The following is a 21,759-nucleotide window of genomic DNA, read 5'->3' on the forward strand; positions in this document are numbered from 1 at the left end:
CCAAAAGGCTCTGCAATATTCGATTTTTCTTTAAAGACTGCTGGAAGTTCAAAAAAAAATTATCCCGCCATTTTTTAAAAGCCACAGGTTTCCAATTTGTGGCTTTTTCATCTGATTATTTCGTCATTAGGTTTCGATGGGAAGTGTCACCTTCAAGCAGGATTAAAAAACCATCATTGCTTACCTCCACAATGGATAAACTTGTATCATGTATAAATGGCGGATCCCAGAGTGATTCAACCGGTGTGTTTTTAAAAATTAAATATAAACATTTAATGGCTACAGAGTGAGTTACGATAAGGATATTACCAGAAAGGTGCTCTCTCTTGATTTGTTCCAAAAAGATTAGCAGTCTCTCTTTAACCTTTTCAAACGTTTCACCTGACGCAGGAGTATAAAGATGTGGTTGGTTCCAAAAATGGCCATACAATTCTGCATCCACGTCCTTAATTAATGTTTGGGTTTTCCCTTCCCATTCTCCGAGATTAACTTCACGTAAATTTACATCATAGAAAATTGGAATTTCTCTTTCTCCGTTAATAAGGCTTGCAGTCTCTTTGGTCCTCCCGCTTGGACTGGAATACAATGCCTTGAAAGGGATGTGTGTCAGTCTTTCACCGAGACTAAAAGCATTTTGTCTTCCTGTTTCCGTAAGAGGTGAATCCTTCCATCCCTGCATTCTTTTCTGAGTGTTCCACACCGTTTCACCGTGCCTTGTTAGGTATAAAGTCAGCATGGTATGATCTCCTATTCTTTAATCTATTAGCTAAGAAAAGCGCAAGCGCCCGTTCAGCGACGTATGGCCATTTGAAGAAAGGCTAAGTTCGCCACGTCCTCGAAAAAGCTGCGCTTTTCCTTCGTGCGATGATAAAGCTGACGAAGCTTTCCTTGTCCTGTGGCAACGCCTTTCTGACCCGCGTCCTGCGCGCCTCCACTCCGACTGAGATAAAGGATAATGAAATGCTGAAGTGTCTTGACTAGGGGCGACAAGCATAAAAACGAGCCGGCGAGAAGGTTGTTCTTTAACCTTCAGACGGATTGGCTTATGACCTCGAGCCCCTAGACACTGAAGCTGGACAACACGAAATGCAAGCATTTCGCTGTTGACTTATCGTAGGGAGAAGCGGGATGGACACTAACTGCACCAAGTATCACCTAAAGGTAATACTTGATGCAAGATACTCAAAGAAGCTTTACAGAGATGAAAACTCGCTGGGCGCTGGAGCTAGACAATTTAAAAGGTAAAACTTTATACTTTCCTATCCAGTAAAAAAGGAGCAAAGAATGCTCCTTTCTAACCTTTAAATGTGTACGTAGGTGCGCCATGAATTCCTACTTTTACCCGGAAAACTCCACCTGAAAGTGGGAATTTCTCTAACTCTTCCTCAGTCATACCTTTCCTGGCAGTAGTAATGTATAGTTCAGATAAATCCTCCCCTCCAAAGGTACAGGAAGTAACATTTAGTGCAGGAATATTAATTGATAAAATCTGTTCCCCTGTTTCTGGATTCCATCTTGAAACTCTGTTTCCGCTCCAGTGGGCGATCCACAGCATTCCCTCTCCATCTATGGTCATTCCGTCCGGGTAGCCTTCACTTTCAGGAAAATGAATGACAGGCTCCGGATTTTTTATTTCCCCCGTGTGCAGGTTATATTCATAACGAACAATTTTCATTGTTGGTGTATCTGTGAAATAGAAATACTGGTTGTCTGGTGACCAGGCTAACCCGTTTGAAATCGTAGTTCCATCTATCTTTTTTATTGTCTGTAAATCTGTATCCAGAACATAAAGGGAACCCTCCCCTTCCAGTTCCTCCAGATGCATGCTGCCAGCCCAAAACCGGCCCTTCGGATCACACTTTCCATCATTAAAACGATTTAATGGCAGATGGCTTTCCGGGTCAGTTATTGGGGTTAATTCCTCTGTATTTGTATCTAAAAAATAAAAACCGTTTTCCATGCTTAGCACCAAGCCACCAGATTCTCTTGGCACAACAGCACTGGCCATTTGTTCTAAATGTATCTCTCGGTTTTCTTCTGTCTTTGGGTTAAATATACAAACTTTTTTGGATAATATATCAACCCAATATAAAAGTTGATTTTTACCGTCCCATGATGGTCCTTCACCAAGCTCTGCCTGCGCATCAAAAACTAATTCCACTTTCTCTTCCAATGTCAAAACCCTCTTTCTAAATACTTCTTCTTGCTATCTATTTACCCAAATTGTGATAGAATATGTTTTTTATAAAAACGGATGATAAATGGAAATCAGTCCCTAATTATTTCTTTTATTTTCCTTGATATAATAGATTCAGGAGTGAAAAATATGAGAATACTTAAATATCTTGCTATCTGTCTAATTATCAGTGGTCTCGGGATTTCGGCGTGGATTTATTATCCACAATATCAAATAAACAGAATGAAGCATCAGGCAGTACAGGTTAGTAAAGACCCAGTAAAAGTTTCTTATATAAAATATTTTCAGGAATCGAAGAAAACTCAGATCTATCACCTTGCAATTGGTGATTCGATTATTCGAGGGGTGGGTGCCCAACAGGATTCGAACCTTGTGTACCAATTCTCGAATAAGCTTGGGGAGCAAATTCATAAGCAAATTGAGTTTAAAAATGAGGGAATCAGCGGAATTACTAGCAGTGAACTAAATTCCCTCGTTCAAAAAGGAACTTTTGATGAGGAAATCAAAAAAGCCAATATTGTAACTATAAATGTGGGCGGAAATGATATATTACATCTAGCGAGGAGACAAAATAATTTCCACAATGTTCTTCAGTCTATTGATCAAGTACAAACTGCTTTTTCTAATAACCTGCAAGACATTTCAAGAAGAATTCATACTCTTAACCCAAATACAACGATCATCTTTCTTGAATTGTATAACCCACTGCCTCCATCCACACAGATTTATCCTTTAGCAGATAAATTGCTGCCAAAATGGAATTTAAAAATATATGAAGTAGCCAACCAATACCCATCTTCTGTTGTAGTTGAGACAACTAAGGTGATCAACGGCAAGAGACTTGATAATCTCTCACCTGATGGAGTGCATCCTAATTCTGCCGGATATACAGCTATTTCTGAACAAATGATCTTACAGCTAAAGCATCAATATAGAAAGCAAGCAGTATAAAAGCCAGGCAGAAGCCCGGCTTTTTTATATTCTTTGGTATAGCTTATAACGTAAAACAAGTACCTCGATTATTGCATAAATAATGGTTATGAAAAATAAAAACCAATATCTTTTGGTATCTGATTTAATGGGAGAGCGGATTTTATCTGGAAGTATTAACTCTCCAAACTGGTCAAAGATCCTTATATATACCCAATACAAAGAATATGAAGTCCAATAATCCCACCCATTACGAAACACAATAAATCCCCAGACATTTTTTAAAAGTACTTCTATAGTAAAAATCCAGGTTGTAACCATAAAGAAGAATGGAAATGTTTTTTTAGCAGGTCTGTACTTTATCGAAAAAAGAGCGAGACAGGTAAAACTTATGGCAACACCCGGAAGTACCACGAGAACAGGCAGTGCAAATCGATAGAAGCCTAGCCAATAAAAAGCTAAACATAAGATAGAGGATAATAAAAGACTGGCAAGCAGTATTATTCCATATTTATAGAAGTTTTTTTTATTAAAATTAAACAACCAATCCCATTAATTATTATAGAGGCAAATAGTATGATAAAATGTGTGGCTCTCTGATCCATAATGTACTCCTGTATTCAGCCGTCTCCTTAGTGTTTTCAAAAAAAAGTACTTTTATGTTAATCAATCAAATAGCCGCCTGTTTGAGGTCTTATTTGCTTTGATTTATCTGCAGCTGGTAACTGGTATGGTCACTCATTTGCTCATTTTTATATACCTTTAATCATAATCATCTTTGTCAAGAATCGGTAACCCCGTAAACCAGTAAAGTGTCTTTAGGACAAAAATCGGTAGCAGCCGCAGCAAAATTTATACGAAAAAATTCGGTTTCCGGTACCATATCAGTCTGTGCCCATAAATAAACGCCCTTGAGTAAACTCATGGACGAAATACCAGCATTAGATCTTAAGAATTAATCAACTATTTCAGATTAATAAAGCTTTAATTTCCTTTATCTGCTCAATATGGCGCTGTTCATGCAGATAGATTAGTTCCACCCACTGATGCAAGGGCAGCTCTCCAAAAACTGGGTGTTTCACAGATTTAAAAGTTAGTATCTCCGGGTCTATTTTATCTAAGATATCCAATAAGCTATCGCGTGATTCTTCTAACATCGAAACAACACTACTAACTTCAAATTGGCGGGAATCAGGCTGGACAACTTTAGGCGCATCAACCTTTATGCTTCTATCTAAAATTAAATCAATTTTTTTCGCCGCCGCCAGACTGTTATCTTCTTTTTTTAATGCATGTGCAATAGAACGTGAAGTGACCATTTCTGTCAGTACTAAATGTTGGGCAGCCTGCCCGATACTCCATGTATCAGGTCGAGGAGTTCGATTAAATTCCTTGAATGATAAACCGGAAATCTCCTCTAACAATCTTTTTCTTGTTTCCACTAATTGCTTTTTCATCTTCATCTCCCCCAGTTATTTACATTCTTATGTATAGCAGCAGGTTATATGACATTATGAACAACAACTGCTGTGCAAAGTGAAGTTCGTTTTTAACCAGATAGCCGAATTCGCAGACAATAAGGAAAACTGTAATTTACTAAATATCCATTTTGGCAAGATCGTTCCCTACACAAACCATAACTGGAATAGATAGCAATAAACAGCTGCAGCTTACCCTCAATCATTGAAACAGATGGTGGAGAACTCTGTCTTTATTCTCAAAAAATTGTTTCATCAATAAGTAATGGTCCGTTTCCTCAAGTTTTGTTTCTTTCATCCCTGATTCCGTCAGCTGGATCAATTTGGATTCGGGATACGCCATTAAAATTGGCGAGTGAGTAGAAATGATAAATTGCGAGCCTGCAAGTACAAGCTCATGGATTCGAGCCAGCATTGACATTTGCCTTAATGGAGAGAGAGCGGCTTCTGGTTCATCAAGTATATATAATCCGTTCCCTTGAAAACGATCCATAAAGGCTGCAAAAAACGCTTCGCCATGGGATTGTTTGTGGAGAGATTTACCTCCAAAAGAATCGATTATTTTTCTCCCGAGTCCCGGTTCACTGTCAAGCTCTTCAATATTGGAAGCAAGGTTGTAAAAGGTCTCAGCCCTGAAAAAGAAGGAATCCCTTGCTTTATTTGCTCCTCTGGCAACCCTTATATATTCGTCAAGTTCTGAGTGTGAATCGAAACTGGAAAAATTAAAATTAAGGGTGCCTCCTTCCGGATTAAACCCCAGGGAAATGGAAATCGCTTCGAGAAATGTGGATTTGCCCATTCCATTTTCCCCAACTATATATGTAACATTTGGGTGAAACTTTAATTCTTTAAAACTTCTTATTACAGGCAAATTAAAGGGAAAATCAGAAAAGGAAGGGATCTGTTCCCCTTTTAAGGTTACGCTTTTAATATATTGATCAAATTCCGTTAATTTCATATCTCACCTCTCGAATTTTTGAATTACTTCTAATAATCAACAAAGTCTTAGCATAAAATCTAAAAAATAACTGAAAGGAAAATGATGTATGTATTTTATTCCTACAAAGATAAACCTCGGAGGGTTAAAGATTAATAATACAGACCAATCCAGCTCTATTTCATTCGGTAATAATTTTAAGGTCGGCAGGAATGTGGTGGCAAAGAAAAATCAAGGATTTGGTCAGCAAAATGCTGACTTGACTGTCCAGTTTGCTCCATTTGGCCAGACAAATGATAACCAAGAGGCAGATATGATTACCATTAAAATAGTGGAATAGAAAAGGCAGACAATAGGAGCGAGTATGATGGCAAACTTTGCGCCGGTGTATATTAATCTTGGTGTTTTCAAACTAAATTCAATAGATAATGCCTCTGTTGTTAACATGGGTAACAGCAAACATATTGACATTGTTGTATCCTATAAGCGGAACCAGGGCCTCGGTGAACAAAATGGTGACATATCCCCCATCCTATTTCCAATTACCTCCGTATTGGACTCTGACCTAATTGATACGCCAACCATAAAGAACAGCATTATTTAAGGAGGAATTTATATGGTTCAATTTTCACCACTGGTCCTTAATTTGTTAGCCTTTAAGGTGAACTCTATGGATAACTCTTCGGTTGTAAATGCCGGAGCTTACCTTATGATTGACCAGGTTGTTTCTTATAAACGAAATCAAAATGTTGCTGAAATTAACGGAGATTTGTCTCCTGTGTATATTCCCATTTCCTCAATTATTGATCCAGATGGAAGTGACTCTAATACAATTAAAAATAGTGTACTATAAAATAAAGGGTTCTCAAAAAGAGAGCCCTTTTTCCCATCCCAAAATGCAGGGGATCCGCAAGTTTAGGTGAATGGTACCCAGAATCCGCACGTAAGCCCATTACCCAGTTTTAGTTAATTTTCAATAAAGGCTGAGTAATAGTAGGTAAAAGAACCTCAATCGAAGTTCCCTCGTTTACTTTACTGTTTATCAGTATTTCTCCCTGATGGCTTTCGATTATCTTGTAACAGGTCATTAGGCCAAGTCCAGTTCCTTTTTCTTTGGTAGTATAAAAAGGCTCTCCCAGTGTAGAAATTCTTTCCTCAGGAATACCAATTCCGTTATCTATAATTTTCACAGAAATCTTACCATCCTCATTCTCCTGTATCTTCACAAAAATATTACCGCCTTCAGGCATGGCTTCAATCGCGTTTTTAAGAAGATTGATAAACACTTGTTTTAATTGATTTTCTTCGCAGCTTACCATTGGTAAATCTGGCTCGTAATCAACAAATATTTGAACATTATTAAGAGAAGACTCGGAATTGATTAAGGTAATAATATCGAGAATTAATACATTTATATCCTTTTCAGAAAAAACAGCTGCTGATGGTTTTGCCAAAACTAAAAACTCTCCAACAATATTATTGATCCTTTCTAGCTCGCCCAATACAATATCGTAGTATTCCTGCTGATCGCTGTCTGATTTAAAAAGCTGAATAAAACCTTTTATTGAGGTAAGCGGATTACGGATTTCATGAGCTAGTCCCGCAGCCATCTGGCCAATAAGAGCCAGCTTCTCGGACTTTTGTATATACCGCTCCGTCTTTTCCTTCCTTTCCGTAATATCTTTTCCCATGGTTAGAACTGCCTCTTTGCCTCCAAAATGAATATGTAAAGCGGAAGATTCAAAGAAAAAAGCTGAACCATCCAGCCGCTTCAATTTATATTCAATATTCATCAAAGGCTGTTTTTCCTTTTTCGCCTGCTTCATCCTTTCTAGATATCTGCCCTGATATTCAGGAGAAATGAAATCTTTTGCATTTAGGCCCAGGACTTGTTGTTTACTTTTTGCTCCAAATAAATGGACGGCAGCATGATTAGCATAAACAGTTTTAGAATCTGCGTGGATAATAATAGCTTCTGGCAAGGAATCAAGCAGCTGTTTATAACTATCTTCGCTTGCACGGGCACTTTTGGCATAATTACGAACTGAGTCATACTGCCATCCAACTACCCAGGCAATGATCGTAAAAATGAAAAAATCTAACGTAAAAAAAGGATGGCCAGATACAATCTTTTGGTAAGCTGTAAAAAGGATTGATACCACAACCAAACTAACTTGTCCCCAAATTTTCATTAATCTTGCCCTCTTGTCATGTCGTTTTTTTATTTATATATCTTACCATAAAGGAATTGAAGATATTAATAATTAAATAGATTGCAAATTTTTTAGGCTCTTTTTTATACTGCTTCGAACCTCTTTTCTTATTTACTCATATGATGGAAAAAATACGATTAAGGTGGTAAAAATGAGCACTTATTTAGATTTTGTATCCAAATTTGGAATAGGTGGAGCGCATCCAGGCGGAATTCCTTTAACGAAAGCGATTATGAATGACGAACAGATTGGCAGTCAATCATGTCTATTAGATGCTGGCTGTGGTACTGGGCAAACTGCCGCTTTTTTATCAAAGAATTATGGAGCAAATGTGACGGGACTGGAAATTAATCAGGATATGGTGGAAAAGGCACGTGAAAGAATGAAGTCCAATCAACTGCCTGTCTCCATTATTCAGGCATCGGTGGAAGAGATCCCGTTAACTGACAGTACCTTTGATTTTGTTCTTTCTGAATCGGTCCTGGCATTTGTTAATAAACCAAAGGCTCTAAAAGAGTTTAACCGTATTTTGAAAACCGGTGGGCGTTTAATTGCCAATGAAATGACAATCAATCAAAAACTAAAACCTCAGGAAGAAGAGGAAATTAAACAATTCTATGGAATCGACTCCCTTTTAACTGAACAGGAGTGGAGCTCACATTTAAAAGAAGCAGGATTCAAGGAAACTAAAATTTACCAGGAGGATCAGTCAGTATTTCAAAAAAACCCAATGACTGAATTTAACTTCTCACAAAATGCAGGAATCGAATTGTTTGAAATTATGAACCAGCATGCAAATATTATCATTAAATATCAGGGAATTCTAAGTCACCGTATTATTAAATGTACTAAATAATGGACTTAAAAAATGAACCTCATAATTGGGATGAGGTTCATTTTTACTGTTTATTAATGAAGCGGTTTAGGTACATTATGATCTGTCCCTTCCATCACTTCGTTGAAAATAGTATCTTGCTCCTTGCTTTTATAATTGCCATTTAGTAGTTTTTCTAAGTCTCCAATGGTAACTGGTCTTGCATATGGCATTAATTCATATCCGAACTGCCCGTTTGCTTCAATTGTCCCCGTTTTAATATCTTCAATTTTTGATATTCCTGCTATTCTTAATCTTTTTTCTAGATCATCGACTGACATACGAAGCTTACTTAAATTATTGACTAGAAGCTCTCCATTTGAAATAACAGGAATAGAGAAGCCCTTCATTAATTTTTCTGCGGAATTTGATTTTAGTGTAACCCATTCAGAGAGAGTTAAAAATCCCACGAAGGTTGCTGCTGCTAAAATGGACTCCGTTAATCCTTTACCAGAAACATTAGAACCGAGAATGGTCCCGATACTAAGAAGGATCGCAAATTGAGGTATAGTCATTTGGGATATTGACTTTCTCCCGCCCAGCCTTAAAATCACCGTACCAACAAGTGCAAGTATGATTGATTCAAAAAAAATCTTAAGCAAAAACAACACTCCCTCTTTATGAAAGACTCTTTTAAAGTCTCTCCAAAAAAGGTGCAGCTAAACCTGTAACCATTAAAGGAAAGGGTTTTATAATCAATGTGTCGCGTTTCTATTCACTAATTTCATCTCTATTTTTTCTGAAATCTATTAAAATTCAGAAGGAAAAAGCCAGGTCCTTTTGCACACTGACTTTTCACTTACCATAACTTTTCCAGCTCCTGAAATTTAGGGGTGATGATATAAAGAGATTCTCTTTTACCAAAATTACTAACAACCTGATCTGTGAAAAATACTAATACCTGTTTAATATAATCTACCTCAGTGCGAATAAATACTGGGGTTGTATTATGAAGCATCGTATTCATTTCGTCTAGTACATCTCCAGCCCGATATAATACACTCCAATGATATTTTTGCTGTAATAAAGAAAGCTGGTGAGAGTTTAGTGCTTGACCATGGGTTTGAATCTCTGTGACTATAATACTGATTCGTCCAAGTAAAGGATTTACCACCTCTGTCCCTTTTTCTCTCACCTTCATTAAAATTTGGCTGCAGGTTTCGTTTATTTCCTCTGTATACAAAGCCATCACCATTCTTTGCCTGACATTATTTTTTCGATTTTGCAGGCCCCGTTTTTAAAATGAGGCTGTTTTGATACTTGATCCCAAGTTTCAAGTGTAAGGACATTCGCAGCTTGTGTTTCAGTTAAGGTTCCATAATGAAAAGGTACAAAAATTGCTCCTTCTCTCACAGCGTCAGTTATCCTTGCTGGAATTTGAATAGAGCCTCGTTTGGTTGTACTCTTACCATATCTCCCATCTCCAGTTCAAGCCTTTCTGCATCTCTTGGATTCACTTCAATGTATGCTTCCAGAGAAGCAAGATGAAGCATCGGGGCCCTTCCTGTTTTCGTTCTTTTATGCCACTGATAAACCAGGCGTCCGGTATTTAATTCAAAAGGATATTCCTCACTTGGCATTTCCAGCGGCGGTGCCCATTCAAAACCATATAGGCTAGCACGGCCATTTGCCTGAAAAGCTTCAAACTCTTCTTTTGTTCTTGCCCGTCCGGTAAGAAGGTCCCTGCCGTAGCTTTCTGCTTCACTAGATACGGTATGAAAAACACCATCCGTATATAAACGTTCTTTACCGTTTGGATACTGCTCATTACATGGCCACTGGATTCCTCCGAGCTTTTCCATTTTGTCGTAGGTCATTCCGGACATATCGCATGGCCTTCCTTTTGAAACAATCCTCCATTCATTAAAGGCTTCCTTAGGAGTTTTGTATTTTATAAGGGGTTGTCCGTCCCTATCCTTAAATCCCATTCTTCTTGCAAACTCCAAAAGGATTTCAAAATCCGATGGCAGTCCAAAGGGAGGGTTGACAGCCTTTCTTAAAACATTTACCCGCCTTTCGAGATTAGTCATGGTTCCTTCCATTTCACCCCACATGGCAGTTGGTAATACAAGGTCTGCCAGTTCCGATGTTTCACTTAAAAAAGGATCCTGGACGACAAGAAAAGTCCTTTTCATCCGTTCAATCATGGCATTTCGGTTTGGCAATGAAACTGCAGGATTGGTGAACATCACCCAAAAAAGTTCTACTTGCCCCTGGTCAATTAACTGCATTATCTCCGTTATATACTTATCTCCGTTATATACGTTTGTGGACCAACTGGAAGAATATTAGGATCAACATTCCATAATTTTGCGATTTCCTGAATATGATCAGGGTTGCTGTTATTTCTATATCCCGGGTAAAATCCTGCCCCGCCAACCTCACGATTACACATAGCGCTTGGCTGCCCAGCGTACTGAAACGGCCCTGAACCAGGTTTCCCGATTTTCCCCATTATTAACTGCATAGAATTTACAAGTGTGGCAGCGGCTGTTGCGTCCATACTCTGATAGACGCCCTGAAGAAGCATGGTAAGAGTCGATTTTGAACTTCCAATCCATTCCGCTGCTTTTAAAAGCTTGTTTTTTGGTACATTGGTTATTTGTTCAACAAGTTCCGGGGTATATTTAGCTGCTATTCTTTCTAGCTCACTAAAACCAACTGTATGATTTTCGATATATTGACGGTCAACCCAGTTATTTTTTATTAGCAAATGAATAATCCTATTTAATATTGCTATATTTGTACCGCTTCTTGGCTGAAGAGAAAGATCCGCCATCTTGTCACTTACATCGTTTCGAGCGTCAATTTCAATGATTTTTGTGCCGTTTCTTCTGCGCGCCTCCAAAGCCCGTTCCCAAAAGACTGTATTGGTTTCATTGGAATTTCTCCCGATAAACACCGCTACTTCGGTTATATCTAAATCTTCCTGGCAAGAGGGAGGCCCATCGGAACCAAAAGTTTCAATTAAAGACCATTCGGCTGTTGCTGTACATAATCTGGTATTAGCATCCACGTGATGCAATCGCAGGCCAGCCCTGGTAATTTTGGAAATCGTATAATATTCTTCTAAATAAGCCTGGCCTGTATGGTACATTGCAAGGCCACCCGGCCCTTTCCTTTTGTATATTTCTCTGGTTTTCTCTGTTAAAAGAGAATAAGCATCCTCCCAGGAGGCAGAAAGAAGCTTCCCATTATGGCGAATCAAAGGCGATGACAGCCGATCCACACTATTATTCGCCCACCATTGGTTTTCTCCTTTTGGTCCTTAGCGGCCGCGATTAACAGGATAATTTTCGTTTCCTATGATACCGACAATTTTGTCTTTCTTTACAGCAATATAGCAGCCGCAACCGTTTGAACATATGTTGCAGGTGAATACACAAATTTAACTATTTTTCCCTGAGAGTATATATTCATGTCAACTCTGGAAGAATCCCATCCCATTTCATTTCCCCCTATTCTTCCCGGTGTCTTAGAATTTCGATTTGCTGCTGAAGTGAAGGGTCTGTCGGAAATTTGCTCACACGCCTGTAAGGGAGAAATGGAGGAACAATTGGGTTTATAGTGGAATATAAAGGTATTTCATCAATTGGGATATCTGTTTCCATACGAAACGGTGGAACAAGGAGTTGCTTATACGGCAAGCTTGAGGAGTTTTTCACACAATCACCCTTTAAAATGAGATGGTTCATTTTATTCGATAAAACTTCTATTTATAACATATTTGGTTAAGCGGTATGTCATTAGAAAATTACTAAGAAACCCACACACTCTTCCTGAATATAGACTTTCGCCCATACCTCCTTCCTTTTTCGGAATAGGATAATATGAAAGAATAGGAGGGCTAATGCATGTCTAAAAAGAAAAAAGTTCTGCATGTTGATAATCTCATTATTCATGCAAACAATGTTGAAATCATTCAGGAAAATCAAGACAGAAACCACCAGGGTGAACCTCAAGGTGAGGTACAGACTGAGCAGGTTAGAAGACACCCATGGGATCTCTTCTGGGGAAGGGATATTCGAGGAGCTAGGGAAGAATCCTCAGACAAAATTCAAAATGAATCATCATCCTCAAAGAAGAGTCCAAGTGATCGTTCATCTAAGCAAAGCTAAATAAACTTGCTGTAACGGCTTCTCAGAAATGGCTGCATTCAGCTTTGCGATGAGCTGAATATAAGCTCTACGAGGAAGCTGTGAAGCACAAACACTTGAATTCAAATTCGACTTATCGTTGGGATAAGCGGGATATAACTTGATGGGCGCTGGAGCTCGACTTTTTACAAAGTTGAATTTAAAAAAAGGGCCGAAGATGGCCCTTTTTGCAGTACTAAAACATTGTACCCGTTCCCTTTATGGACATATCAACCTTTACTCGGAATTCAAGATTCTTAAAAATTTGTGTCCATGCTTCTTGTATATCTTTTGAAACACCATGTTTTGCCTGATATTTTAATTCCAAACCGTAAGGATCTACCCCGAGCTTCTGCAGGTGAATCAGAAATTTTACTGTTCTTTTTTCGAGTACCATTGAAGCGGTTTTTTCATAATCCTGCAGTTCCTTTTTACGGTTTAATTCTCTATCAGCTTCTTCAATAAAACCTTTTAATTTAATATTAACATTTACAAAAGGACGTTGATTGAGAGGTGTATAGACCTTCATTTTTGTATTAAAAGATTCAACATTAACAAAAAAACTCTCTTTTTTGTTACTTACACTTATCTGTCCCATTTTGGTGCGATTAAGCAATTCGTTTAGCATCCGTGTTTCTTCCCTGCCCAAATCAGCTGCAACTTTTTTATCTTTGATTACCGCTGCGGTATCTATTTTATACGTTTCTTTTCCTGGTTCGACTATCGGCAAAAAAGGATCAATACCATTTTCCATAATCCTCATAAAATAATCATTTAAAATTTCTGTTGTGATATAAGGGGATGTATTGGTTGTTTCATCGAATGCAAGAACGAGAGCATTGGCTGGAAGCCTTTCTGAAGCTGCTTTAATTTTGATTATCTTTTCTGCCGTTGGCTTACCAATTGCTACATAAGCTATTCCCTGGATATCCCTTCTTCTAAAAAACCAGTTAAACAAGACCTGATGTTTTTTCCTTAATAGTTTTTCATCAAAGATAAGGACCCTGCAATGACCAAAGTCAAATTTTTTATCCACTTCCGATTCCATTACTCTTATGGCTTCGGAGATGGAGTCGGCATCCTGGCTAATGATTTGGGAATTGGCTTTTCCAGGCTGTACCTCCGCTGTTGGAATACTAAGCTTTAATGAAACTTTGTATTTTTCATGCTCAACTTTACTTTTATCGATCCCCATTGCTACGACAAAAAAACGCTTATCAATATCCTGATAGCTGCATCCATTTAATATTAGCAAGGAAGAAATGGTTAGGATTAAGGTGAGCTTTTTCATATATATTCCTCCAAAGGGCTGAAAGGGGAAATTAACTGTTCACTGACTCTTCTTTCTTCTCTTTCCCTTTTTTCACAGATAAGGAAAAGACTGTTATTACAAGAAGTACTTCAGCAGGAAGTCTGAAATTAAACCAAAGCTTTACAATATAAAAAAAATCCCTTTGATTAAAAATCTCCTCGAGGATAACTGTTAATACTCCCATTATGACCAAAAAACCATAGGAATAGAGTTTCATTCTTTTTCCATCTAACTAAATCTTTTTGTTTTTATTCAAAATGGCCCCGCTGATAAGTTTTAAACCAATATGCCATGTCAGAATGGCAAAAATAAGTGTTAGCATTAAATAAAGCACTAAGAGAACATAAATCGTCCGTTCAATAAAACCGTACTGCATCCTTAGAGTATCTGCGACCATAAGCCACGGAAATACTATGTCCTTAATTCCATTAATCCCAAAAAAACCAATGGGGATAAAGAATGAGCTGGCAAGCATGCCAATGCCCACTAACGGAATCGTCCAGAAAAATTTAAGAGTTTTTTGTGTATATATTTGTCTATTAAAAACAGCAAGGTTGATGTAACCAATGAATATGTAAGTTGCCGCAGATAAGGATGAATAGTTAGGCATCTGCCAGGTAAAATGGATAATTCTCAACATATGAATTGGATAAAAGTTTTCTTCTGTAAAGGTTTTAAAGAGAATATAGAATACCAGCGGGAAGGCAGCGAGTGTGACAATTTCAATCAAATAAAGGATTGAGCGGCTTTTGCGAATAGCACCATAAATCGTTATGGTAAGCAAGAATCCAAGTATAGCCCTCATACTCATTTCCGGATTGAGATAAAGCTTAATGATGTAGCTGTAAGATATAAGGGCAAACCCGCCTGCCGAAGTCCACATTAAACCTAAGAAAATTAAATATGGTACGGCCACAAATTTAGGAAGCATTTCAAGGAAAATATCACTGAGGCTCTGTTGTTTAAATTTGCTAATTCCTTTAATAAAAAAATAAGATAATCCTGTACTTAGAGGAATACCGATTATCATCGACATAATACTGCCTTGGAAACGGTTTTGTAGGAGGATGCTTGGTACGTTTAGAATAATATTCAAAAACATGACCAATAAAACAAGGTAAAAAAAGTGGCGAATCATTTATCTCTGCTCCTCCTTAGGAGTCTCACTGATCACTCTGATCTCTTTGGATGAACCCCAGTAAATCGCTAAATAAGGTTTTCCAAAGCTTCTTATTTCTGTTAAATAACAGAGGACAAGCACTAAACCTGCAATAAGGCCAATAATTCCGAATAAGCTTGAAAGTATAATTAAGGGATACCTAAGACAGCGAACAGCAAAGCTCATGGCATTTATAGGGATCGTAAAATTGGATATTGCCACAAAGGCAGTAATGATAATCATTATGGCGCTTACTAGTTGTGCCTGCTGTGCAGCCTGACCGAGAATAAGCCCCCCTACTGTTGTAGCAGTTGGACCGATTACCGTGGGAAGGCGAATGCTTGCTTCGACGAGCATTTCTACTGCCAGCAGCATCAAGATAACCTCAAAAAAAGCCGGATAAGGAACTGCAGCACGGCTTCCGGCAATGGTAAGCGCCAGCTGCGAACGCAGTATTTCTGGATTAAATCCTGTAATAGCAATATAGATAGATGGCAAGGTAATTGTAATTAGTAATCCTGAATAACGTAAAAGGACCATAAGCTGTTTAACCCAAAAGGCGTGAAACAGATCATCCATAGATGAAATAAAGTCAAAAAAAACAGCAGGTAAAATGAGGCTGAAAGGTGTTCCATCCAATAAAATAACAATTTTACCCTGTGAAAGATTCAACGCAATTCTATCAGGTCTTTCCGTAATCATCATAGTCGGAAAAATGGTAAACTTTTCTGTTGTTAAAGCATTTTCGAGTTGTCCGGCAGCCTGAATCATATCGATGTTTATGTTGGAGAGACGCTCCTTTAAATCATCTAACACATCATGCTGCACATAATCCACATCATATAAAATAGCTATTTTAGTTTTTGACATTGTTCCGACTTCAGAGTTTTCTACTTTTAATTTATTGGTAGGGTATCTAAAACGGACAAGTGTAATATTATTATCCAGATTCTCGCTCAATGCTTTTTTGGGCCCTAATACTGACATCTCAACATTGGCTTCCTGAGGCTCTTTGTTATTAATTTTTGTTGCCTTATAAAAAATGATTTCATTATCCAGTAAAATCAGTACGTTACCTTCAAGCAGCAGCTTTGTAACATCATCATCTTTACTATAGGGCTTGCTTGCAGGCAGTGATAATAAATGCAGAACATATGTAGTTCTGCGTTCACATAACATTAACGGCTGTAGAATATTGTCTTTAATCTTCTTGTCATCACATAACGTCTGAAGAAAAACCAGTCTTATTTTGTCATGATAAAATTCAAATTCATGTACTGTCAGGTCTGCACTATCTTGGAATTGCTCCTTCAGTTTTTCAATAGGATCTTTTAATAAATCCAAAATTATATCTCTCCCTTTGCCTACCTGACGGTGATCATATTCCTTAGTTTGTACCTTTTTTAAAGATTTATGATAAGGATATACAGTTATTAGCTTAAGTCCTCCCTTGTGCATTTACATGCAAAAATCCTCTGACAGCAAAAAAGCAGCACCTTTTTGGGTGCTGCTCTAAATCTGCTAATTCAGTGAAATCACATTAATAATCAAGCTTGCTCTCCATTAATGATGGCCTGAAGCTGCTCCTTAATATTTTCGGTAACTAGACCGCCATGGTAGCAAATGACCTTCTCAATGTCATAATCAAGGAATTTTTTAAGAGATTCCTTTGCTGCTGTCATATCAGGAGTATTTTGTTCTACCGGTCCATGAAGCTTTCCTTCGGCTGAAACCATTGCGTCTGCGGTTACTAATGTTTTACTTTCTTTTAAGTACAAGCTAATATGGCCAGGAGTATGGCCTGGTGTATAAATGACCTTAACTCCCCCAAAGAACGACAACTCCTCTCCATCATCAAGAGTTTGGTCCACGTGTGCTTTAGGGAAATTCCGAAATAATTCCATAGCCTGTTCATACTGCTCCTTGGGCAGTGCTGCTAGCCTTTCAGCCATTCTTTCAGCATTAGTTTTAATCAAAGGAAGATCTCCCTCGATATATGGGCGGTCCTTTTCATGTGCCAGTACCTTTACCTCGCCGTTAAGTGCTTCGATAATTTGAGGTATGCTTCCAATATGATCAATATCCTGATGAGTCAAAATAACAGTTTTTAAATGATCTTTTGGAATTCCAAGCTCCTTTATTGCATCAAAAATTTGACCGGATTGTCCTGCCATTCCAGTATCAATCAGAAGAGCTTCATTCTCGTCCCATAACAAAGTTAGATTAAGTACCATCTTTCTCCCAAAAATAGATGCTTCGAGTTCAAGCATCTCCACACCTTTAGAAATTCTCATGTTAACTCCTCCTCTATGTTGGATAATTTACCACCCATAAAAATTTTTAGCTATTCTTTTGATTTGTTCATTTTCTCCCTTAGTGCCAAAGAACCTAAAAAGAGCGAGGCTTTCGCTCCGCTCACTTCTCTTTCATCGCTGGTCATTTCGATCTTCGGCAAAATGAGGGTGTTCAAACCAATCATTAAATCTTCCAAATCTCCCGCCCAATTTTTAAATCCCCTGAAATAGCTGACAAATACTTTGGCGTTAAATCTCTTCTTGCTGAGGATTCCCAACCAGTTCCATAATAAACCATGTTGAGAACACAAATCCTACAATAAGCATCAGCTTATCTGAATAAGGTGCTGCAGTGGTATCTGTAATTTCCGCATGGAAAATAGGTATCAACGGAAGACTTTCAGTGGTTAAAACTTCCCCAAACAATTGAATATGCCTTGCTTTTGTATATATGGCCTAGATAAAAGTTAAAGGTCTTTGTTCGGCGAAATTCAAGCGTATCCGTATCCTCCGAGATCACTTTTATTGAAACAATTTTATTCCTATCCTTTAGTATTCTGCCTTGCTTCTGCAGTAATAAACAGTCCTTTGAAATAGGAATCCACTTTTTCGATTACGAGGCCATTTCGTTTAAATGATTCAATAGTATTTCGGTCGAGGCAGCAGCCGTCACAAACCTTTTCCCAATAGGGAGTAAGCTTAACCTGAAGCTTCGCCAGCATAGGATTTTCCATTTTTACATGTTCAAAAAGAAGGATTTTGCCGTCGGGTTTGCAAACTCTCTTTATTTCCTTTATAGCTGCATTTACATCAGGAATGGTACAAAATACGAGTGTTGCAACAATGGTATCGAAACTGTCATTTTCAAATGGAAGTTTTTCTGCCCCCGCCTGAATAATTTGAATGGGTACATTTGCCTTCAAGAGCTTTGCTTTCGATTCTTCAATCATGTATTTACTTGGTTCAATGGCTGTTACTTTATCTGCCTTATTATATAGAGGAAAATTCACCCCCGTGCCAGCACCTATTTCTAAAACATTTCCAATTGCTTTACTCACGAGCTTGGTTCTAATTCCTTTGAATTTTGATTTTTCCAAAGGACTCATAAAAAAGTCATACCAGTCTGCGAATGCTCGTCCCATCTCTATCACCTTCTAATTCTCATTTAACCTAGTTTTCTTTCAATAAAATTGAAAGGGGACATCATAAGCCAATAGCTCGCGGCCCATACAACAAGCTTTGATATGTTGAATCTCATGGACAATAATAGGATTGATCACTCTCTAAAAGCAAATCACTTACACCAGGTTCAAGAACTAATAGCTGCTTTTACATTTCTGAGCCTATATACGAACGCTTTTATTCAGGATGCCTTCTTTCATGCATCTGACTGGCATCCTCCAAAAAGGTAAACTCATTATAATGCAAAATTCCAGCCTTATTTATCTATAAATTGGAATCCACTCATTTTCAAAATTGATAGAATGTACAAGTGTAAGAGGTTCACTATACCGCAGGTCCTCCGAGCCGATAATTGTCAGTTGAAAAGAGCCTAAAAACTCAAACCACTCATTTCTTATCTGCTTATTGTATTCAAAATGCTTTTTCGTTTAACCTCTATTATATATGTCTTTTTTTGCCTCAGTTAAGATTGACCGTTGATTTTCGCTCATGGCACTCCCTTTCAGCTTGAGTCTACTACATTTCGTTCCAATCAACATAGTAGAAAATCCAGATTATGCTTTATATGCTGCCTTTCGTTATATTCCTCATACATGCTTTAATACCTTTTAACAGGACTAAAGCAACATTTTATTAAATAGGAAGAGAAAATGTTACAAATTTTCTTAAAATTGTAATATATTATAGTTAGACTTGGTCCTAATAACTGGTTGTTAGGACTAGGAAAATACTCGAAAGGAGCGATTAGATTTGAAAGCGCTTAAGTCTATTATTATTTGGGGGCTCATTGCTGCAGTGGGTGCAGTTGGCTTTGCAGTAATGGCTCTAAACAGAGGAGAAAGCATAAACGCCGTCTGGCTGGTTACTGCAGCTGTCTGTATTTATGCTGTTGCCTACCGGTTCTATAGCCGTTTTATAGCCGCAAAGGTTTTCCAGCTCGATGATAGCCGCAAAACCCCTGCAGAAATCAATAATGATGGAAAAGACTATGTACCAACCAATAAGTGGGTGCTGTTCGGACATCATTTTGCAGCCATTGCCGGTGCAGGACCGCTTGTTGGACCTATTTTGGCAGCGCAAATGGGGTATTTACCGGGAACTATCTGGATTGTGGTTGGTGTTGTTCTTGCCGGTGCTGTCCAGGATTTTATTATTCTGTTTGGTTCCATGCGACGGAACGGAAAGTCATTGGGTGAAATGATTAAGGACGAAATGGGCAAATTCACAGGAATTATCGCCATGATTGGCATTTTGGGAATTATGATTATTTTATTGGCTGTTCTTGCCCTTGTCGTTGTTAAAGCACTTGCTGGAAGCCCATGGGGTATGTTTACGATTGCGGCGACTATTCCAATCGCAATCATTATGGGTGTTTATATGAGGTATATCAGGCCGGGCCGTGTGGGTGAAGCCTCCATTATCGGCATCGTACTCCTTCTTTTATCGCTTGCTGCGGGACAATATATCAGCAAGGATCCAGCTTTGGCCAGCATGTTCACTTTCAAGGGAGAAACAATTGCTTATATGATGATTGGCTATGGCTTTATCGCTTCGGTACTTCCAGTATGGTTCCTATTGGCACCACGCGATTATTTAAGTACCTTCTTAAAAGTCGGAACTATTGTCGGACTTGCTCTAGGAATTTTGATTGTTGCACCTGATCTTCAAATGCCTAGTGTTACAAAGTTTGTGGATGGAACAGGACCAATTTTTGCGGGTAACCTCTTCCCATTCCTGTTTATTACGATTGCGTGTGGATCGGTTTCAGGCTTCCATGCTTTGGTATCATCCGGAACAACTCCTAAAATGATCGAACGCGAATCACATGCTCCGATGATTGGGTATGGTGCCATGCTTACTGAATCTTTTGTTGCTGTAATGGCCATGATTGCTGCGTGCGTGCTTACACCAGGAATTTATTTTGCCATCAACAGTCCTCCTGCCGTTATTGGAACGGACGCTGTCCAGGCAGCAAAGGCAGTGACAGACATGGGCTTTACTGTAACTGCTGATGCTTTAACTTCTATCGCAAAAGACGTTGGTGAGCAATCTATTCTTTCCCGTACTGGAGGAGCTCCTACTCTTGCAATTGGAATGGCCGTTATTTTTTCAAAGGTCATTGGCGGGAAAACGTTGATGGCATTCTGGTACCACTTTGCCATCCTGTTTGAAGCTTTATTTATCCTCACAACAATTGATGCTGGTACACGTGTGGGCCGTTTTATGATTCAGGATTTAATCGGATCTGCTTACAAGCCGTTTGCAAAAACGGAGGCTTTCATTCCGAATATTATTGCGACAGCGTTATGCGTAATGATGTGGGGCTACTTCCTATACCAAGGGGTTATTGACCCACTAGGGGGAATTAATACGTTATGGCCGCTGTTTGGAATTGCGAACCAGATGCTTGCCGGAATCGCCCTGCTGCTTGGCACAACCATATTATATAAAATGGGTAAAAAAGCATATGTATGGGTTACACTCATTCCGACAACCTGGATCCTTCTCGTTACATTAACCGCGGGCTGGCAGAAAATCTTCTCCCCGATTCCTAAAATCGGATTCCTGGCGCATGCAAATGTATTTAAGACCAGCCTGGATAAAGGTGAAGTACTTGCTCCTGCTGCAAATGTTAAACAAATGAATCAGGTTCTATTCAATGATTATGTTGACGCAGCTCTTTGCGGATTTTTCATGTTGGTTGTACTGCTTGTCTTTATATCCGCCCTCGGAATTTGGTATAAGGTACTGACAAACAAGAAAACGACTTTGCATGAAACTCCGCATGTCCCTCGTGATGACGGAGGAATCGGACATTATGCTTAAAAAAATTCAAAACATCCTTGGCTTTCGCAGACAGTTCATCAGCCTTTTAGTTGGGGTTCCCAGCTATGAAACATATGTAGAGCACATGAAAACGCATCACCCTGGCGATCCGATGAAATCCAGAAAGGATTTCTTTTGTGAAGCACAGGAAGCCCGATATAATGCCAAAGGCGGCAAAGTATCAAGGTGCTGTTAACAAAAACCCCTGGTGATTTATATTG

General features: G+C 38.6%; 25 protein-coding genes and 1 pseudogene. 8 read left to right on the forward strand and 18 right to left on the reverse strand.

All coding sequences use genetic code 11. The annotated features are described in order from the left end of the window. Positions 1-115 precede the first annotated feature (115 nt). Positions 116-736 (reverse strand): histidine phosphatase family protein, encoded by a 621-nt coding sequence (locus tag AC3WR0_RS11640; protein WP_492552474.1) that lies wholly within the window; start codon positions 734-736, stop codon positions 116-118. 558 nt (positions 737-1,294) lie between these two features. Continuing rightward, positions 1,295-2,173 carry an SMP-30/gluconolactonase/LRE family protein gene (locus AC3WR0_RS11645; RefSeq protein WP_492552475.1) on the reverse strand — a complete coding sequence of 293 codons (879 nt, stop codon included), beginning with the start codon at positions 2,171-2,173 and terminating at the stop codon, positions 1,295-1,297. A 153-nt stretch (positions 2,174-2,326) separates the two neighbouring features. On the opposite strand from AC3WR0_RS11645, the gene AC3WR0_RS11650 reads away from it, so the two are divergent. Continuing rightward, positions 2,327-3,148 (forward strand): GDSL-type esterase/lipase family protein, encoded by an 822-nt coding sequence (locus AC3WR0_RS11650; protein WP_492552476.1) that lies wholly within the window; start codon positions 2,327-2,329, stop codon positions 3,146-3,148. 947 nt (positions 3,149-4,095) lie between these two features. On the opposite strand, the gene AC3WR0_RS11655 is transcribed toward AC3WR0_RS11650, so the two are convergent. Beyond that, a complete protein-coding gene (locus AC3WR0_RS11655) occupies positions 4,096-4,584 on the reverse strand; it encodes a DinB family protein (RefSeq protein WP_492552477.1) in 489 nt (162 codons plus the stop codon). A gap of 223 nt (positions 4,585-4,807) precedes the next feature. Next, the gene (locus AC3WR0_RS11660; RefSeq protein WP_492552478.1) at positions 4,808-5,563 is read right to left on the reverse strand and encodes an AAA family ATPase; all 756 of its coding nucleotides are present in this window, start codon (positions 5,561-5,563) and stop codon (positions 4,808-4,810) included. 88 nt (positions 5,564-5,651) lie between these two features. Between AC3WR0_RS11660 and AC3WR0_RS11665 the strand changes: the two genes are divergently transcribed. Genes AC3WR0_RS11665 through AC3WR0_RS11675 form a run of 3 tightly spaced genes read left to right on the forward strand, consistent with a single transcriptional unit; the run spans position 5,652 to position 6,395 of the window. Then, positions 5,652-5,882 carry a hypothetical protein gene (locus tag AC3WR0_RS11665; RefSeq protein WP_492552479.1) on the forward strand — a complete coding sequence of 77 codons (231 nt, stop codon included), beginning with the start codon at positions 5,652-5,654 and terminating at the stop codon, positions 5,880-5,882. A gap of 27 nt (positions 5,883-5,909) precedes the next feature. Continuing rightward, entirely contained in the window at positions 5,910-6,146 is a 237-nt protein-coding gene (locus AC3WR0_RS11670; protein WP_051270671.1) for a hypothetical protein, read from the forward strand. Positions 6,147-6,158: 12 nt separating this feature from the next. Next, positions 6,159-6,395, forward strand: coding sequence for a hypothetical protein (locus AC3WR0_RS11675; RefSeq protein ID WP_492552480.1), 237 nt, complete (start codon positions 6,159-6,161; stop codon positions 6,393-6,395). 109 nt (positions 6,396-6,504) lie between these two features. Here AC3WR0_RS11675 and AC3WR0_RS11680 read toward each other — a convergent pair whose 3' ends face one another. Continuing rightward, positions 6,505-7,734 carry an ATP-binding protein gene (locus AC3WR0_RS11680; RefSeq protein WP_492552481.1) on the reverse strand — a complete coding sequence of 410 codons (1,230 nt, stop codon included), beginning with the start codon at positions 7,732-7,734 and terminating at the stop codon, positions 6,505-6,507. Between the two features lie 172 nt (positions 7,735-7,906). On the opposite strand from AC3WR0_RS11680, the gene AC3WR0_RS11685 reads away from it, so the two are divergent. Next, positions 7,907-8,611, forward strand: coding sequence for a class I SAM-dependent methyltransferase (locus tag AC3WR0_RS11685; protein ID WP_492552482.1), 705 nt, complete (start codon positions 7,907-7,909; stop codon positions 8,609-8,611). Positions 8,612-8,664: 53 nt separating this feature from the next. Here AC3WR0_RS11685 and AC3WR0_RS11690 read toward each other — a convergent pair whose 3' ends face one another. From AC3WR0_RS11690 to AC3WR0_RS11710, 5 genes and pseudogenes are all read right to left on the reverse strand, one after another. After that, positions 8,665-9,231 (reverse strand): DUF421 domain-containing protein, encoded by a 567-nt coding sequence (locus tag AC3WR0_RS11690; protein WP_492552483.1) that lies wholly within the window; start codon positions 9,229-9,231, stop codon positions 8,665-8,667. A 197-nt stretch (positions 9,232-9,428) separates the two neighbouring features. Beyond that, positions 9,429-9,818, reverse strand: coding sequence for a hypothetical protein (locus AC3WR0_RS11695; protein ID WP_492552484.1), 390 nt, complete (start codon positions 9,816-9,818; stop codon positions 9,429-9,431). Further along, positions 9,818-10,860: pseudogene (locus AC3WR0_RS11700) on the reverse strand (molybdopterin oxidoreductase family protein). The gene AC3WR0_RS11695 and the pseudogene AC3WR0_RS11700 overlap by 1 nt, the downstream one beginning before the upstream one ends. A gap of 8 nt (positions 10,861-10,868) precedes the next feature. After that, positions 10,869-11,858, reverse strand: coding sequence for a molybdopterin-dependent oxidoreductase (locus AC3WR0_RS11705; RefSeq protein ID WP_492552485.1), 990 nt, complete (start codon positions 11,856-11,858; stop codon positions 10,869-10,871). 39 nt (positions 11,859-11,897) lie between these two features. Continuing rightward, on the reverse strand, positions 11,898-11,996 hold the full coding sequence (locus AC3WR0_RS11710; RefSeq protein WP_492552520.1) for a hypothetical protein: 99 nt from the start codon (positions 11,994-11,996) through the stop codon (positions 11,898-11,900). 487 nt (positions 11,997-12,483) lie between these two features. Between AC3WR0_RS11710 and AC3WR0_RS11715 the strand changes: the two genes are divergently transcribed. Beyond that, positions 12,484-12,747, forward strand: coding sequence for a hypothetical protein (locus tag AC3WR0_RS11715; protein ID WP_492552486.1), 264 nt, complete (start codon positions 12,484-12,486; stop codon positions 12,745-12,747). A gap of 214 nt (positions 12,748-12,961) precedes the next feature. Here the strand turns inward: AC3WR0_RS11715 and AC3WR0_RS11720 are convergent, their stop codons facing one another. From AC3WR0_RS11720 to AC3WR0_RS11755, 8 genes are all read right to left on the reverse strand, one after another. Next, positions 12,962-14,056, reverse strand: a complete 1,095-nt coding sequence (locus AC3WR0_RS11720) for a Ger(x)C family spore germination protein (protein ID WP_492552487.1) — start codon at positions 14,054-14,056, stop codon at positions 12,962-12,964. A 31-nt stretch (positions 14,057-14,087) separates the two neighbouring features. Further along, positions 14,088-14,294: a hypothetical protein gene (locus AC3WR0_RS11725; RefSeq protein WP_492552488.1), complete on the reverse strand. Its 207-nt coding sequence runs from the start codon at positions 14,292-14,294 to the stop codon at positions 14,088-14,090. A gap of 15 nt (positions 14,295-14,309) precedes the next feature. Continuing rightward, a complete protein-coding gene (locus AC3WR0_RS11730; RefSeq protein ID WP_492552489.1) occupies positions 14,310-15,215 on the reverse strand; it encodes a GerAB/ArcD/ProY family transporter in 906 nt (301 codons plus the stop codon). Then, on the reverse strand, positions 15,216-16,580 hold the full coding sequence (locus AC3WR0_RS11735) for a spore germination protein (protein ID WP_492552490.1): 1,365 nt from the start codon (positions 16,578-16,580) through the stop codon (positions 15,216-15,218). 203 nt (positions 16,581-16,783) lie between these two features. Next, positions 16,784-17,530 (reverse strand): MBL fold metallo-hydrolase, encoded by a 747-nt coding sequence (locus AC3WR0_RS11740; protein ID WP_492552491.1) that lies wholly within the window; start codon positions 17,528-17,530, stop codon positions 16,784-16,786. A 50-nt stretch (positions 17,531-17,580) separates the two neighbouring features. After that, positions 17,581-17,727, reverse strand: coding sequence for a hypothetical protein (locus AC3WR0_RS11745; RefSeq protein WP_492552492.1), 147 nt, complete (start codon positions 17,725-17,727; stop codon positions 17,581-17,583). A gap of 52 nt (positions 17,728-17,779) precedes the next feature. Continuing rightward, complete coding sequence (locus AC3WR0_RS11750; RefSeq protein ID WP_492552493.1) at positions 17,780-17,956, reverse strand: hypothetical protein; 177 nt, start codon at positions 17,954-17,956, stop codon at positions 17,780-17,782. Positions 17,957-18,072: 116 nt separating this feature from the next. After that, on the reverse strand, positions 18,073-18,672 hold the full coding sequence (locus tag AC3WR0_RS11755; RefSeq protein ID WP_492552494.1) for a class I SAM-dependent methyltransferase: 600 nt from the start codon (positions 18,670-18,672) through the stop codon (positions 18,073-18,075). A gap of 790 nt (positions 18,673-19,462) precedes the next feature. On the opposite strand from AC3WR0_RS11755, the gene AC3WR0_RS11760 reads away from it, so the two are divergent. Together AC3WR0_RS11760 and AC3WR0_RS11765 are read left to right on the forward strand one after the other, a co-directional pair. Then, entirely contained in the window at positions 19,463-21,538 is a 2,076-nt protein-coding gene (locus tag AC3WR0_RS11760; protein WP_492552495.1) for a carbon starvation CstA family protein, read from the forward strand. Beyond that, complete coding sequence (locus tag AC3WR0_RS11765) at positions 21,531-21,734, forward strand: YbdD/YjiX family protein (protein WP_492552496.1); 204 nt, start codon at positions 21,531-21,533, stop codon at positions 21,732-21,734. Before AC3WR0_RS11760 ends, AC3WR0_RS11765 begins: the two co-directional genes overlap by 8 nt. The last annotated feature ends 25 nt before the right edge of the window (positions 21,735-21,759 follow it).

The sequence above is a fragment of the Neobacillus sp. FW104-15D2 genome (genome assembly GCF_058790155.1).

Coding starts and splice junctions, on each gene's coding strand:
- AC3WR0_RS11665 (WP_492552479.1), top strand. CDS start 5,652: ATGTATTTTATTCCTACAAAGATAAACCTCGGAGGGTTAAAGATTAAT.
- AC3WR0_RS11640 (WP_492552474.1), bottom strand. CDS start 736: ATGCTGACTTTATACCTAACAAGGCACGGTGAAACGGTGTGGAACACT.
- AC3WR0_RS11730 (WP_492552489.1), bottom strand. CDS start 15,215: ATGATTCGCCACTTTTTTTACCTTGTTTTATTGGTCATGTTTTTGAAT.
- AC3WR0_RS11660 (WP_492552478.1), bottom strand. CDS start 5,563: ATGAAATTAACGGAATTTGATCAATATATTAAAAGCGTAACCTTAAAA.
- AC3WR0_RS11650 (WP_492552476.1), top strand. CDS start 2,327: ATGAGAATACTTAAATATCTTGCTATCTGTCTAATTATCAGTGGTCTC.
- AC3WR0_RS11720 (WP_492552487.1), bottom strand. CDS start 14,056: ATGAAAAAGCTCACCTTAATCCTAACCATTTCTTCCTTGCTAATATTA.
- AC3WR0_RS11740 (WP_492552491.1), bottom strand. CDS start 17,530: ATGAGAATTTCTAAAGGTGTGGAGATGCTTGAACTCGAAGCATCTATT.
- AC3WR0_RS11715 (WP_492552486.1), top strand. CDS start 12,484: ATGTCTAAAAAGAAAAAAGTTCTGCATGTTGATAATCTCATTATTCAT.
- AC3WR0_RS11670 (WP_051270671.1), top strand. CDS start 5,910: ATGGCAAACTTTGCGCCGGTGTATATTAATCTTGGTGTTTTCAAACTA.
- AC3WR0_RS11755 (WP_492552494.1), bottom strand. CDS start 18,672: ATGGGACGAGCATTCGCAGACTGGTATGACTTTTTTATGAGTCCTTTG.
- AC3WR0_RS11675 (WP_492552480.1), top strand. CDS start 6,159: ATGGTTCAATTTTCACCACTGGTCCTTAATTTGTTAGCCTTTAAGGTG.
- AC3WR0_RS11725 (WP_492552488.1), bottom strand. CDS start 14,294: ATGAAACTCTATTCCTATGGTTTTTTGGTCATAATGGGAGTATTAACA.
- AC3WR0_RS11695 (WP_492552484.1), bottom strand. CDS start 9,818: ATGGCTTTGTATACAGAGGAAATAAACGAAACCTGCAGCCAAATTTTA.
- AC3WR0_RS11685 (WP_492552482.1), top strand. CDS start 7,907: ATGAGCACTTATTTAGATTTTGTATCCAAATTTGGAATAGGTGGAGCG.
- AC3WR0_RS11655 (WP_492552477.1), bottom strand. CDS start 4,584: ATGAAAAAGCAATTAGTGGAAACAAGAAAAAGATTGTTAGAGGAGATT.
- AC3WR0_RS11680 (WP_492552481.1), bottom strand. CDS start 7,734: ATGAAAATTTGGGGACAAGTTAGTTTGGTTGTGGTATCAATCCTTTTT.
- AC3WR0_RS11765 (WP_492552496.1), top strand. CDS start 21,531: ATGCTTAAAAAAATTCAAAACATCCTTGGCTTTCGCAGACAGTTCATC.